The organism is Paraburkholderia hayleyella, from assembly GCF_009455685.1.
GTDB classification, from domain to species: domain Bacteria; phylum Pseudomonadota; class Gammaproteobacteria; order Burkholderiales; family Burkholderiaceae; genus Paraburkholderia; species Paraburkholderia hayleyella.
Genome location: NZ_QPES01000002.1, coordinates 115,900 through 130,902, shown reverse-complemented (window position 1 = coordinate 130,902; position 15,003 = coordinate 115,900). Strand labels below are relative to the sequence as shown.

Below are 15,003 nucleotides of genomic sequence, written 5' to 3'. Positions count from 1 at the left end.
GGGACACCTGGCCAAATGGCCAGCATCGCGTTGCCACGCATCCCAGGCACGGCCAAAACATGGAACAATGCCGCTCAGTTATTTACTGGAGATCATCGATGAGCCGCGACGCACAGCCTGTCAATCCTTCTGGGGCACTCGTGCGCCCCACCCGGGAAGAAGCCGAGGACGCCGTGCGCGTGCTGTTGCGCTGGGCAGGAGACGATCCGCAACGCGAAGGCCTGCTCGACACGCCCGCCAGGGTTGTCCGGTCATATGAAGAATTTTTTTCGGGCTACAGCGTTAACCCGCACGAAATTTTATCGCGGACGTTTTCTGAAGTAGATGGCTATGACGAAATGATCGTGCTGAAAGATATCCGCTTCGAAAGCTATTGTGAACATCACATGGTGCCGATCATCGGCCGTGCTCATATCGCTTATCTGCCGGAGCGGCGGGTCGTGGGCATATCGAAGCTGGCGCGGCTCGTCGATGCGTTCGCCAAGCGCCTGCAGATTCAGGAAAAAATGACAGTGCAAATTGCCGATGCATTAAACGACATCCTGCAACCCAAAGGGGTGGGGGTCATGCTCGAGGCTTCACATCAATGCATGTCGACCCGCGGCGTACACAAGACAGGCGTGGCCATGGTCACTTCGCGCATGCTCGGCGCTTTTCGCACCGATGCATCGACGCGGCGGGAATTTCTCGCCATTATCGGCAACCCCATGGCAATCAATGTCTCGAATACCTAGATGCCTGGCCTGTCTGCCAGGCTAGGCTAGGCCAGGTGAGTGGGCAGCGGCATAACGGCCGCACACTCACCAGCACGCAACGCAGCAAGTCTTAGCCCGTCTGTAAGCCCGAGGCGGCGTCGGTACGCTCGCCTTCGCGGATTTTTCCCTGCGAAACGCTACTGCCGGGTGGCACGCTATGCGTCAGCCAGACGTTGCCGCCAATCACAGAGCCACGCCCAATCGTCACGCGGCCCAAAATCGTGGCGCCAGCGTAGATCACCACGTCATCTTCGACCAGCGGATGACGTGCATTTCCCTTCACTAACGCACCGTTAATATCTGCGGCAAAACTTTTTGCCCCCAACGTCACAGCCTGATACACACGCACATGTTCACCGATGACAGCGGTTTCGCCAATCACAACGCCAGTGCCATGGTCGATGAAAAAACTCGGCCCTATCTGCGCACCCGGGTGAATGTCAATGCCGGTCGCTGAATGTGCGATTTCGTTAATGAATCGTGCCAGAAGCGGAACGCCCAGCCGATACAACGCATGAGCCAAACGATGATGCGTCATGGCACAAATGCCCGGATAGCACAGCAGGATCTCAGTAATATGCTGCGCAGCAGGGTCGCCCGCGAACGCCGCCTGGATATCGCTGACGAGCAGCGCACGAATGCCAGGTAACTGCTTGGCGAATTCAGTAGCAATCGCATACGCCTGCAAACGCAATTCGAGCTCGGAAGTGTCCGCATATTCAGGCAAGAAGCGCAAGGCGCGCCGGATCTGCTCAGCCAGCAGGCGCAAGGTGCTTTCAAGCGTATGCCCGACGTAATAATCAACCGTTTCGTCAGTGAGATCCGGCGCGCCATAATGCGTCGGAAACAAGGCTGCACGCAAACCATTCACGATATTGACGACCGAGTCACGCGATGGCAGCTCACGGATACCGCGTGGATGACGAGTGCGGTGCAGTTTTTCACGCGATGCGCGCAATGCGGCGACAATCGGCTCAAGGCCCCAGTGATGAGAAGGTACGTTGGACATAATCGGACGGCCGCCGCAATACAGGCGCGGTTCAGAGTGAAGTGTCCCGACAGGGTACCGTGTTTCCGGTGCGGTCGCGCAGTACTCCGCGCGATAAACGTTTCGCACAGTTTCAGGTTGGCAGCCGGCGCACGTCGCGGCGGCGTTCAATTCGATCAATAACCACGCTAGCTAAAAGTTGTATCGGCATATATGAATGACGTATTTCAGACACCCTGTTCAATACGACGACATAAACTCTCGTAAACCAGAGCGAGTAAACCTGTTGCTGCAAACCATGATTAGTTTGAATATCCGTTCCATTGAAACAACTAACACGTTTTCTATTATTTTTACTGCACCTTTGTGTATCACTCTGACTGAAAACGATACCCTGTAAAAAACGCACCGTCATTGAAAATAACCATAAATTATTGGAATGAAAACAATTCAGGCTAAATTGATCTTAATAAAGAATGTTGGGAAAGAAATTCTATCTGACAAATTGTCAGCTTAGGGCTTTTTCTCTGCATTATTTCAAACGACGGTCCCTACGGATGGACTTCACGAAATTACGATAATTTTCACGAGACGCTGTTATGCCAGCGAAAAATAATGTTAGATTATTGCAACAAAATCGTTTGTCAGACGCGTGGCGTCGACTGTACCTGCAGCGTAGCCTGCTGCGACTTTAGAGAATAATAATGTCGCTAAATTTTATTGAGCAGATGTCTCCGATGCTCAACGCGACCGACGAAGCATCCTGGTTCGGGGCGGTGTCGCAATTAACAGCAGCATGGGGATTTGAACAGGTGCTCGTGGCTGTCTTGCCGCGGCCGGGCCTTCGGCTCGAAGATGCCTATATACGCAGCACCTATTCAGAATCATGGCTCCAGGTTTACGTCAAGCAGGGGCTGGCGCACATCGACCCGACAGTCCAGCACTGCGTGAGCAAATCGAGCCCACTTATCTGGTCGCCTTCGATTTTTTCTACCCAGCCACAGCAGTCCATGTATGAAGAGGCGCGTGCCCATGGACTACGCGCGGGCGTCACACTGCCTATTCATGGACCTAAACAGGAAGCGGGGATGCTGTGCTTTGTCAATGACAGCAACCCGACCGACGCTTTTTGGCGTCATCTGGATAGTGTGTTGCCGAATCTGGTTTTATTGCGTGATCTGGTCATTGATACCACTCAACAATATCTGAGTACGCACGCTCAGGCGTTGCTGCCCAAACTTACACCGCGCGAACGCGAATGCCTCAAATGGACGGCGCGCGGCAAATCCACATGGGAAATTTCGCATATCCTGAACTGTTCGGAAGCCGTGGTCGACTTCCATATGAAAAATATCAGCACGAAATTTGGTGTGAATTCGCGGCGCGCAGCAGCCGTGATTGCAACTCAGTTAGGCCTTATCGACCCTGGCTAACCATTGAAGCTGGCCCCCAGCTATACAGCAACCGCTCAGCGCGACCTAAATCGCCATCGGAAACTGTTTTCGTAAAATACAACCCCAGCAATATAGAGACGGGTGCAGGAATATCTGCGCCCGCTTCAAATCGGCTTCCCCGCGATTGGGTTACACCGAAACGCGCCCAGAACCGGCGCTGACTTTCTTTTTTCTTCTTTCTGTACTCAATGATGCGGGCGCGGTCCACTGTGGATGGTGAACGTTCTGACGGTGCAACTGGCATCATCCGGTTAAGGGCGCTCTCTTGCCGATGCATTTCTACTAATTCCATTTCATCCCTCGCCATTTAGTGTGGTGTGTTTGGCTGCCTCTCAGATGCCATTTTGCTGGAGTATGAAGAGATTCACACCTACTCATATAGATAGGTGTGTGACTCATCCAAAATGCATAAATTTCCATGTGTGCTGACTCACAGAATACACACAGGAGAAGATGATGCGAACGGCAATTCGAATTGGTATGCGACAAGAATTTGACAATCACGATATTAACGAAATGTACCGGCTGCGAGCACGGGTCTTTCACGAACGGCTAGGCTGGGAAGTCCCGACAATAGCCGGTCTGGAGGTCGATGGTTATGACGCGCTGGGCCCGTACTACATGCTGATTCAAAATCAGGAAAAAGAAGTCAAGGGTTGTTTGCGTCTCATGCCAACAGAAGGCCCCAATATGTTGAAAGACACATTCCCCCAGGTTCTGCAGGGAGCAGAAGCGCCAAGGGGACGTCATATATGGGAATTAAGCCGCTTTGCCATCGAAGCGGGAAAAGAACAGGGATTTGGTTTCGCCGAGTTAACCCTGAATGCCATACACCAACTCGTGACATTCGCTGACCAAATGGGCATTACGCGTTATGTCACCGTCACAACCATCGCCATCGAGCGCATGCTACGCCGCACTGGAGTCGAAGTCACACGGCTCGGGCCACCCGTCCAGATCGGCATAGAGCGGGCCATAGCCTTGAATATCATGGTTAGTCCACAAACCCGCATCGCGCTCCTTGGACCGCTGCCAATGGCCGCATGATCCTTGTTTGATGCGGTTTAACACTGCATCGTCTCTCCTGTTCCTATAAGCTCTATCTAGCTGGAATCCGTCGTGGCAGTGCTTGCCACGACGGCCCTTTCCATTTAGCCCCGGAGCTTTCCATGTACACACGTATTCTGGTTGCTGTCGATGGTAGTCAAACCGCCCGCCGGGCCTTCGACGCAGCGCTCGACCTTGCACGTTCAAACGGTGCCCGGTTGCAACCGTTTTATGTCATAGAAAACATCCCGATGTATTTCGAGGCGCCAGGCTACGATCCGTCCGTCCTGCGCAACAACATGATCGAACAAGGGAAAGAACTCGGCACCCAGTTTGCGCAAGCGATGCGCGAACAGGACGTCGAAGGCGAGCTCCTCACAGGCGAAGCGTCATCGCTAGATGATGTGTCAACCGTGATATTGCGCGCGGCCACGCAATTCGGAGCAGATTTGCTGGTGCTTGGCACCCACGGCCGGCGCGGTGTCCAGCGGTTAATCCTCGGCAGCATCGCGGAGCGCTGCGTGCGCCAGGCCACGCTGCCGGTTCTGCTGATTCCAGCCGCCGCTGTTCTAGCCAACCTTCCGGCCGACGAAAAAGCAGATCATCCGGACAGCAGTGCCCCTGCCTGAGCAGCCCGTGCGGACGTGGTCAACGGCACACAGCTTTGCCACGGCTCATAAAAACCGGACGTATCGTTCAGCCAGGACCGGCAGCAGCGCTGCCGGGTACCCCCTCACCAGTCGTACTTCGCGGTCGCCAGCACCGTGCGCTGATTGCCATAAAAGCACGTCGAGGTACTCTGGCATCCCGTCACCACACGCCGGTTGAACAGGTTCGAAGCATTCACCGAAAAACGCCAGTTCCGCACGTCGTAATGCACCGCAGCGTCGTACACGGTGTAACCAGGCACACGCAACGTGTTGTCTGGCGCCCCCGCAATCGCACTCGAGTAACGCAAGCCCACACCGATACCCAGCCCCGTCAGCACGCCGCTGTGCCAGGTCCAGTCAGCCCATAGCGAAGCGCTCTGGCGCGGCAGTGGTATCGACACGGGCCAGTTGTTGCGCGAGGCATCGTTGGCGGCAATGTTCTTCACGTCCTGATACGCATACGCCGCAATCAGGCTCAACTCCCGCGTCACATTGCCAACCGCGCTGAACTCGATCCCACGCGAGCGCACCTCGCCCGTTTGCACGCTATAAGTATTGGTCGGATCAGTCGGGTCAGGGGTCGATACGTTGGTCTGGTTGATCTGATAAATCGCCGCATTCAGCATCAAGTTTTTGTGGAAGGGCTGCCAGCGCAACCCCGCTTCGATCTGGCGGCCACGCGAGGGGGAAAACGGCGTGCCGCCGTGCGTCACGCCCAACTGCGGATTAAATGACGTCGCATAGCTGAGATACGGCGAGAGCCCGTAATCGCCGAGATACACCGCGCCCACGCGGCCCGTAAATGCGTGATCGTTTTGCCGCGTTTCGCTGCTGGCGACCAGGTCGTGTGTCGTGCTGCGGCTCCAGTCCTGACGGCCGCCCAGTGTCACCACCCAACGCGGTGTCAGTTTGATCTGGTCTTGCAAGTACAGGCCAAAGCTATCCAGCGTTTGTTGGGTCGCGGTTCGCGGATAGGCGTTGGGCCCAGAAAAAATCGCCGTCGTGACCGGCGTGTACACCGGATTGAACAGGTTCAGGCTCGGCGCCAGCGCGAGCTGTTCGCTATCGGTCGATTGCTGGCGGTTGTATTCGAAACCCACCAACACGGTGTGCTCGATCGGGCCCGTACGGAATTTCGCCTGAGCCTGGTTATCGACATCCACCCGGCCGTAGTTCGGCTGAAAGAGGCCGGCATAACGCGTCATCGTGGCATTGGTCGGGTCGGATGAATCCAGCCCGCCGCCATACACCGTCGCGTTATTCACCGACAAATGCATGTAACGGGTGTTCTGGCGCAAGGTCCAGACTGAATCGAGTTTGTGTTCGAACTGGTAACCCACTGACCATTGACGTTTGTCGTAGCGCGCAAAACTCGCCTCGCCAGTGTAGAGGTTGCGCGAGATCACACCGTTCGGATTGGGCAAGATCGTGCCCGACGCGGGCAGAAAATTATCCGAGACATCCGTGTTATCGCGCAGGTAAGTCGCGTAAAGCGTCAGCGAAGTGGCCGCGCTCGGCTGCCATTTCACCGAGGGCGCGAGCAACAGGCGCTGGTCTGCATGCGGTCCGGTGGGCATGTTGCCATCGCGGCCGACGCCGATAAAGCGGTAGGTCAACGTGCCGTTCTGGTCGACCTTGCCACCCAGATCGAGGCCGATCTGCTTACGGGCATCGTTTCCAAGCTGTAGCTCGATCTCGCGCACGGCATCAGCGCTGGGTTGCTTCGTCTGAATATCGACCAGCGAGCCGGGATCGCCCTGGCCGTACAGCACCGAAGTCGGTCCACGCAGCACCGTGATGCTTTGCACCTGATACGGATCGACACGCCAGCTGGCAAGATTCAACGTGTTCGGCACTTGCAAGCCATCGACAAAAACGCTCGGCGTAAAACCACGCAAGGCGGTGTACCAGTCCGAGCGGGTACTTGAGCCATATGAGGAAAACCCCGGCACGTAGCGCAGCGCTTCGTTAATCGTGGTCGCGCCTTGCTGTTCGATCTGCTCACTGGTGACGATGTTGACCGTTTGCGGCACCTCGTCGAGTGGCGTATCGGTTTTGGTCGCGGTATACGTGCGATGCGCGACCAGCCCAAGCGTGCCATCACTGCTGCCATGGCCTTCAATCTTGACCACGGGCAGCGTGCTACCGGGCGCGGTATCACTACTGGCGCGGCTCACGACACGATTGCCACCATTGCCACCATTACCGCCGTTGTCTTTCGTGCCTGTTGGCACGGTTGCGGACTGCGCCAACACATGGCCTGAAGCTACCACGAAGAACGCCATGCTGGCTGCAACGGCCAGCACGCGTTGTTGCGTGCCACGCCGATGCATGTTGCACCCGCGCGTATTACGGCGATGCGTCCTGCGATGGTGCGTCCTGTTTACCCACTTCATTTCATGGCTCCATTGACGATAAAAATTCGACAGACAGCATCAGTGCGCCGTCTGGTGTTGACGTTAAGACGTTAGGTTGAAGGTTGAGGAAAGTCGCAGGAGCAACGCACAGGAATCGACGCTCAAAACCCCACTCAAAATACGGATGCCAGACGCTGGGTGTGGGATGCTTCCACTTCATTCGCTGTACAACCGGCATCTGTCGTTGCCCCGGCTGCCATGCCATGCACGGCTTCATCGAGCGAGCCGGCGATTTCATCGGCGCGCCGCGCCAGCACTGAAAGCAACGTGTCACTCAAGCCGTGGCTGTCCTCGCAACAGCCCTGAAGATAAACAGGCGGTTGAAAATGCGCGGGCGTGACCAATTGATAATCGCGTGCCACCTCGCATTGCTCAACCGCTTGTCCCAATGCGTCGGCCAATCCCGCCAGCAATACGTGATGACCATCGCGGCGGTAACCCGTGGCCAGCACCACGACATCGAAATGTTCGCTGACCGCCTCACCACCCAGACGGTCGCGCAAACGCAGTTCCAGTGCACCACGGGCGTCGTTCGCGTGGTGCTGCACCGCTTCGATGGCGCGATTGGGCAGCAGCCGGTGCCGTGCCGCACCACTCACGCTTTGCACGTACAGCATTTCGTAAATCTGCTCGATCAATGGCCGGTCCACCACCGAATAATTCGTATCACGAAGCGTGTCGAGCAAAGACTGGCGCGCGCCTTTCGGCTGTGCGTACACCCGATCCGTGAAATCCGGATTAAAAATCTCGTTGACGAATGGGCTGTCATCAGCCGGCCTGAGCGCTGGGGCACGCATCACCAGCGTTGCCTCCACCTGCGGATAACGGCGTGTCAGATCAATAAACACCTCGGCCGCGCTCTGACCACCGCCAATCACCGCAACCCGCCGCCGTGTCCTGGCCTCACCCACGGGCAAGCCAAGCGCCGGGTCGATTGCACCGAGATAGTTCGACGAATGCAGGACCGGGGCCTCATGCAACGCGGCAAACGCAGGCGGCATCTGCGGCGCGCCACCCATGCCAACCGACAACGCACGGGTCAACCGCTGCCGTTCATGGCCCTGTGCATCGTGCGATACCACGCGCAATTGCGTCACGACACGTGAATCGTGCGCGGCCATGACCGGCTCGATCGCGCTCACGTGTTCGCCGTAATGCACCTGCTCATCGAAGGCGCGCGCCACCCAGCGCAGATAGTCTTGAAACTCGACACGCGTCGGACAAAAATTCTTCAGGTTGACGAAGTCCTGCAAGCGGCCGCATTCGAACAGATAGTTGATAAACGTAAACGGGCTCTTCGGATCGCGCATCGTAACGAGATCCTTGAGAAACGAGATCTGCATGCGGCTGTCGTCCAGCAGCATGCCGCGATGCCAGCCGAACTCGGTCTGGCTTTCGATAAAGCAGTGCGCGGCGCTGGCCACCCCGGCGCGTTCCGCCAGGCGCACGGCCAACGCGAGATTGGATGGGCCGAAGCCAACGCCGATCAGATCATGAACATGCTCTCGTTGAATCATGAAGCGCTCCCTCAAACAAAATTGGTGCTTGTTATTACGGAAAAAAATGGCATGACAGGCAACGCTCTGCCTCACACATGCCGTCCGTCGAAAAATTCCCGACGCGTGCTGCGCACCAGCAGCGCGCGTTTGTGTGGAAAGTCGAAGTGATGCAAACCCGTGAAGCCGTGTTGCTCCAGATACCCAATCATGCGCAGGTTGTCGTGACGCGGCTCGCAGAACACGGCAGCAGTACGGGGGTCGTCGAGAAACAGGTAGTGAACGAGCGAAGGCAACCAGGCGGCCACGCAGGCGGGCCCACGCCAGCGCGTAGCGCCAACCAGCATGTGCAGCCCCCGGTCGTAATCGCCTGGCGCGGCAAACGGTGCGATCCGGTCTTCCTTAGCCCAGTAAGCCTCGAAATAACCGAAAGGCTCGCCATCGAAAGCGCCGATCAACGGATGCGTATGCGGCGATGCCAGCACTCCGTGAAGCCAGGCTTGCACTGCCTCAAAGGAGCCCGCTTCGCCCCAGAACGCATTCACGCGCGGCTCGTTCATCCAGGCATGCAAGCGCTCGGCATCGTCTGTGAGGGTCGCGGTGCGTAGCGTGAAGCGGTGGCCAAACGCAGGAATATCGCGCTCATACACCACCCCAGGCAAACGGGGCGGACGGCGCGGATGACGTAGAGCGCCGCCCGCTGTCGCGCTGGCATGGCTCGCTGCCGTCACGTCGCTGTGCGCACACAGGGGCAACGTCCGTGGACGGGTCAGCCATAACGATGGCTGTTGGGCCCATGCCTCACGGATACACTGCCCTGCAGCAGTCAGCACGCCGCTATGCAACAAGGCGTGATGCACTTCGGGATGCAGACGGGAGGAATCCAGCATAACCACCGCTACACCTGGCGCAGACATGAAAAATCCGCTCAGCGCGGCCAGCACCGCACGGAACTGCTCATCGGCCGACAACCCATGACATACCTCGTCAGGCTTGATACCCTCGGCCTCGCTGCAGCTCGCCTGAAAGATGATGCGATCCGCGCAGCCTTCCTCAGCAACGAGTAGCGTCGTGCCTTCACGTATCGCCACAAGCTGCGGTGCGCCCACTAGCCGAATCGTTGCGTTACTGCGCATCACGCACCTCCAGGGGAGCACTGTCACGGTGCTTCGCGCTCGTCATCACCAGCCACCGGGCAAGGCTTGCAAGTGTCTGATGACGGAACACATCCGCGATCGACAAACGATGTCCTTCGGCTTGCGCGGCATCGACAAAGCGCACCACGTCGAATGAACTCGCCCCGGCTTCAAACAGATTGGTTTCGGGCGTCAGCGTGGTGTGGCCAAACGCCGTAGCGGCGAGGCGCTGCAAATCATGGCAGCGTGCGTCAACGCCTGGTAGCGCAAGCGCTGTTGCGGGCTCCACGCTCGCGCCCACGTGCGTCACAGCGTCAACCGGAAGGATGTCAACCCGCTCCCTGGGCGCTTCGATAAACCGCTCGGCAAGCGCCAGGTATTCATTCATCAAGCGCAACACGAAATGCTCATCGAGCTTCTCGCGCGCATAAGAAAATGCCCCTGTCACGCGACCATCGGGATGCTCGACGAGATCAAGTTCGAGATCGAACACCACACGATGACGCACCTCGTTAAAGCCCTCGAGCGTCAAGCCCTCCCAGTGGCGCACGCCGCTGACCGCTGGGCGCATGTAGTTGAACATCACCTGGAATAACGGATTGCCATGCGCGGCCCGTTCGGCGCGCAATGCTTGCACCACTTGCGCGAAAGGCGTGCTGGCGTGGGCATAAGCATCAAGCGCGGCATCGCGCACGAGCGCCAGCACCTCAAGCGGGCTCACCCCGCGAGGCATCCGCGTGCGCACGACAACGGCGTTGATAAAGAGACCCAGGGTTTTGTCCTCGCCGGGCTCACGCAACGAGGCCAGCACACCGATCGCCTGATCGTGCACCCCGGTCAGGCGCAGCAATGCGGCGTTCAGCACCGCATGAAACAGCATGGGCAACGTCGCGTGAGTGTGCTGCGCAAGCGCCCGGGCGCGTGATGTCAGCGCGGTATCGAAAGCAAAGGCGAAGCGGCCAGCCTGCCATTGCGGCGCCGGGTCTGCTGCATCTGAATGAGTCATGCCCCCGGTGGCGGCGCAGGCCGATGCGGCGGCCCGCGGCAGCGGCAAGGCTTTCAGTCCGTCCAGCGTCGTGCGCCAAAACGGCATGTCGCGCGCTGTTCGGCCCATTGGCGCTGGGTGCGAAGCGCCCGCTGACCCAGCCAACCCCACGCGCTTCGGCTGGAGGACTTCGCCGCGCAGCGCCGCGCCATACGCGTGATGCAAATCATCGAGCCAGGTTTCGAGCGATTGCCCATCCGCGATGATGTGATGAATCACTATGGACAGCACATGATCGTGTTGGTCCAAACGCAGCACACGGGCCCGCCATAACGGCGCGGTATACAGATCGAAGGGCTGTAGCGCATCGGCGTCCGTCAGGCGCAGGGCTTGTGCTTCGCGCTCCTCGAACGAGGCTTGATCGTCCAGGCCGACATACGTCAGGGCAATCCGCTCGATCATGTCAAAGCCGAGACGCGGCACGCCGTTGGCACCTGGCATGAGCGTGGCGCGCAGCACCGGATGGCCATGCGCGGTGAACTCAAACGCGGCACGCAGTGCGTCGAGATTCAGCGCTCCGCGCACCCGCAGCGCCAGCGGAATGTTGTAAGCCGCGCTCTCCGGCTGATTGCGCCACAGGAACCACAGGGCGCGTTGGGCTTCGCTCAGGGGCACGCTGTCGCCAGATGCGCTGCCAGATTGAGCCTCAGCCTCAATCTCGGCCACCGCCTCAGCGTGCGCGGACACGAGCGCTACACGCGGCGCTTGCACCACGTGCTGCGTATAAGCGTCGAGCGTCGGCGCTTCGAACAACGCACGCACGGCAACCTCATGTCCCAAACGCTCAGCGACACGCATCGCCACACTCACGGCCGCCAGCGAATGTCCGCCCAGCTCGAAGAAATGATCCGCACGCCCCACGCGCTCCACACCCAGCACCTCGCACCAGATGCGCGCGAGCGCCGTTTCAGCCCCCGCGGCCGGTGCGACATAAGCCCTTGCGACACGCACGGGTGCAGGCAGCGCCGCGCGGTCGATCTTGCGATTAGCATTACGCGGCAGTGCCTCCATCACGACGATCTGCGCGGGCACCATATAGTCCGGCAGCGTGCGGCGCAAATGCGCGGCAAGCGCCTCGCCATCCACCTGGGGCAGGCATCGTGCCGCCTGCTCGCTAAGTTCGACATACGCCACCAGCAGCGCCTCGCTGCCCTGACCTCGCACCAGCGCCACCGCATCGCGGACAGCATCATGTGCCGCCAGACGCGCTTCGATTTCACCCAGTTCAATGCGCAAGCCGCGCAGCTTCACCTGATGATCGATTCGCCCGACGAACTCCAGCACGCCATCCGCATTGCGCCGGACCAGATCGCCGGTCTGATATAAACGCGCGCCAGGTGCGCCCAATGGATCAGGAATAAAACGCTCGGCCGTCAGCGCGGCCCGCGCGTGATAGCCGCGCGCGAGGCCCGTGCCTCCCAGATACAGCTCGCCCGTCACGCCTGGCGGCAACGGCTGCAACTGGGCATCGAGCACGTGCGCCGTGCGCTCGCCCACGGGCGTGCCAATCGGCAAATACGCCGCAGCGATACCCGAGGCATCGGCCTCGGCGTCGATCATCCATAACAGCGGCGTGATGACGGTTTCGGTTGGGCCGTAGCCGTTCACGATGCGCGCGCGCGGAAACGCACGCCGTAACGCAGCAAAAGCTTCGCGTGAGGTCGCCTCGCCGCCGACGGTCAGCGAGCGCAGCGCAGGCGGTGCGCCATGCTGGCTGGCCCATTCGCCCATCTGCACGGCGTAGCCGGGCGGGAACGCGGCGAGCGTCACACCTTCATCGGCCATCGTTTGACAGGTTTGTCCTGGCGACCACAACGCGTCATCGGTAATGCGCAAGCTGATGCCCAGGGTCAGCGGCGCCATCCAGCATTCGTGCGCGCCATCGAAATTGATCGACATGAACAGCAGCACGCGGTCGTTTTCGTTCAGCCCATAGCGCGCGACGATGGCCGCGATGTGCATCGCCAGCGCGCCATGCTCGACCACGACGCCTTTGGGTTTGCCCGTCGAGCCCGAGGTGTAGATCAGATACGCCGCCTGGGTGCGGGCAAACGCCACAGGCAAGGGCGTGGCCTGGTCGGGATCCGTGCCGGTGCCGCTCTCGCCCGTTTCGATCGCGTCGGTCAACCAGACGCGCACACCCGGGCGCAACGGTAACTGCGGCACATAACGCCGCTGGGTCACCACGTGATCGATGCCGGCATCGGCGACGATGTATGCGAGGCGCTCGCGTGGATGAGACGGATCGAGTGGCACGAAGGCGCCCCCCGCTTTCAGGATCGCCAGCAGGCCTACGAAGAGTTCCGTCGAGCGCCCCACCGCAATACCGACGCGTGTCTCAGCGCGCACCCCGGCTGCAACCAGCCGCCGTGCAAGACGCTCGGCACGCGTATCGAGTTCGGCGCGTGTCAGGCTGCCTGAGGCATCGTTCACGGCAAGCGCATCCGGTTGCGCTTGCGCCATACGCGCAATCTGCGCCTGAACCGTAGACCATTGCGCGTCCCCTGCTTCATAGGTATTCCACACTTGAAGTTGCCGCTGTTGCGCAGGGCTGAGCCACTCGAGCTCGCTGATGCGCGTCCCGGGCTGCGCCAGCGCATGCGTCACCAGTTGCGTGTATTGCGCCGCAAGCTCAGCGATAGTCGCGGCATCGAACAGATCAGTGGCATAAACCAGCACCGCATCGAGCGCCCCGTCTTCGCGCTCTTCAAGCCCGAGCGCCAGATCGAACTTGGCATATGGCGCGCCGCCAGGCCTCTCGCTCACACGGACTTCGCCTAACGCCGGCAAGGCACGGCGCACCGCATACGAGGCCATCACCTGAAACAGCGGATGGTGGCTCGTGCTGCGCGCCACGCCCAGTGTTTCGACCACCTGTTCGAACGGTACGTCCTGATGCGACTGCCCTTCCACGAGTGCGAGCTGCACCGCCTGCAGCAGTGCGCGAAACGTCATGTGCGGCGCAACCCGCACGCTCACCACGAGCGTATTGACGAAAAAACCAATGAGCCCGGTGGTCTCGGGCCGTTCGCGGTTTGCCGCAGGCACGCCCACCTGAATCTGTGACTCGCCACAGGCACGCGCAAGCCATGCGTGCAGTGCCGCGAGCAGCACGGCGAAGGGCGTGACGCGCTCGGCATCGGCCAGCACACGCACCTGGCGAGCTAGATCCGCCTCGAAGCCAAAGTCATGACGGCCCCCCCGCGCGCTACGCTGTGTCGGACGGGGACGGCTGCCCGGCAAGGCCAGTACCCCGGCTTCCGGGCTCACCTGGGTACGCCAGAACGCCAGTTGCCGTTCGCCCTCGCCCGCCTCCAGCCAACGCCGCTGCCACAGCGCGTAATCGGCGTACTGCACCGCCAGTGGCGCCAGCGCGACCGGCACGCCCTGGGCATAGGCACGATAAAACAGCGCCAGCTCGTCGAGCAGCACATCCATCGACCAGCCATCGGCCACGATGTGATGCAGCGTCAGCACCAGCCTGTGAGCCGTCCGGCTGAAGCTGAGCAGATGCACACGCAGCAACGGATCGCGCGCCAGATCGAAGGGCTCCGCTTGCGCACTCGCGGCGATGCGCTGCGCCGCGGGTTGCCGCTCGGCCTCAGGCAGCGCGCCCAGATCCGTGCTACGCCAGGGGCAACGCATCGGCGCGTGAACATGTTGCTGGACGCCGCCACCCAAGCCCGCTTCGAACGTCGTTCGTAATGCTTCGTGACGTGCGATCAGCGCATCGAACGCATAGCGCAGCGCATGGGCGTCGAGCGGCCCGTCGAGTTGCAGGCAGCCACTCACGTGGTAGGCCGCCGCTTCATCGACGATACGGGCATGCAGCCATAACCGGCTTTGCGCGAACGATGCGGGCACCGGCTCCGTCCGCCGCGCACGCGGAGGAATGGGCAGCAGACGGAAATCGATTCCCGCAGCGTCCAGCTTTCGCATGAACAACGCACGCTGGGCTTTGGGCAACTGGGCGAAACGGCTGGCTAACGCCAGCAAGTCAGGCGTGGCTTTCATT

General features: G+C 59.9%; 10 protein-coding genes. 4 read left to right on the top strand and 6 right to left on the bottom strand.

The features are described from left to right. The first annotated feature begins 98 nt into the window (after nt 1–98). Nucleotides 99–734, top strand: a complete 636-nt coding sequence (gene folE, locus GH657_RS14980) for a GTP cyclohydrolase I FolE (protein ID WP_153101850.1) — start codon at nt 99–101, stop codon at nt 732–734. Between the two features lie 91 nt (nt 735–825). On the opposite strand, the gene epsC is transcribed toward folE, so the two are convergent. Beyond that, nucleotides 826–1,764, bottom strand: coding sequence for a serine O-acetyltransferase EpsC (gene epsC / locus GH657_RS14975; RefSeq protein WP_153101849.1), 939 nt, complete (start codon nt 1,762–1,764; stop codon nt 826–828). Between the two features lie 707 nt (nt 1,765–2,471). Here epsC and GH657_RS14970 point away from each other — a divergent pair. Further along, on the top strand, nt 2,472–3,176 hold the full coding sequence (locus tag GH657_RS14970; protein WP_174769988.1) for a helix-turn-helix transcriptional regulator: 705 nt from the start codon (nt 2,472–2,474) through the stop codon (nt 3,174–3,176). On the opposite strand, the gene GH657_RS14965 is transcribed toward GH657_RS14970, so the two are convergent. Beyond that, nucleotides 3,160–3,489: a helix-turn-helix domain-containing protein gene (locus GH657_RS14965; RefSeq protein WP_246174179.1), complete on the bottom strand. Its 330-nt coding sequence runs from the start codon at nt 3,487–3,489 to the stop codon at nt 3,160–3,162. The genes GH657_RS14970 and GH657_RS14965 overlap by 17 nt on opposite strands. A gap of 164 nt (nt 3,490–3,653) precedes the next feature. On the opposite strand from GH657_RS14965, the gene GH657_RS14960 reads away from it, so the two are divergent. Together GH657_RS14960 and GH657_RS14955 are read left to right on the top strand one after the other, a co-directional pair. After that, the gene (locus GH657_RS14960) at nt 3,654–4,244 is read left to right on the top strand and encodes an acyl-homoserine-lactone synthase (protein ID WP_153102366.1); all 591 of its coding nucleotides are present in this window, start codon (nt 3,654–3,656) and stop codon (nt 4,242–4,244) included. Nucleotides 4,245–4,366: 122 nt separating this feature from the next. Beyond that, on the top strand, nt 4,367–4,873 hold the full coding sequence (locus GH657_RS14955; RefSeq protein ID WP_153101847.1) for a universal stress protein: 507 nt from the start codon (nt 4,367–4,369) through the stop codon (nt 4,871–4,873). Between the two features lie 104 nt (nt 4,874–4,977). Here the strand turns inward: GH657_RS14955 and GH657_RS14950 are convergent, their stop codons facing one another. From GH657_RS14950 to GH657_RS14935, 4 genes are all read right to left on the bottom strand, one after another. After that, nucleotides 4,978–7,227: a TonB-dependent siderophore receptor gene (locus GH657_RS14950; RefSeq protein ID WP_153102364.1), complete on the bottom strand. Its 2,250-nt coding sequence runs from the start codon at nt 7,225–7,227 to the stop codon at nt 4,978–4,980. A gap of 197 nt (nt 7,228–7,424) precedes the next feature. Continuing rightward, nucleotides 7,425–8,825 (bottom strand): lysine N(6)-hydroxylase/L-ornithine N(5)-oxygenase family protein, encoded by a 1,401-nt coding sequence (locus GH657_RS14945; protein WP_174770025.1) that lies wholly within the window; start codon nt 8,823–8,825, stop codon nt 7,425–7,427. 74 nt (nt 8,826–8,899) lie between these two features. Beyond that, nucleotides 8,900–9,943, bottom strand: coding sequence for a GNAT family N-acetyltransferase (locus GH657_RS14940; RefSeq protein ID WP_153101845.1), 1,044 nt, complete (start codon nt 9,941–9,943; stop codon nt 8,900–8,902). After that, the gene (locus GH657_RS14935; RefSeq protein ID WP_153101844.1) at nt 9,933–15,002 is read right to left on the bottom strand and encodes a non-ribosomal peptide synthetase; all 5,070 of its coding nucleotides are present in this window, start codon (nt 15,000–15,002) and stop codon (nt 9,933–9,935) included. Before GH657_RS14935 ends, GH657_RS14940 begins: the two co-directional genes overlap by 11 nt. Nucleotide 15,003: the final 1 nt, after the last annotated feature.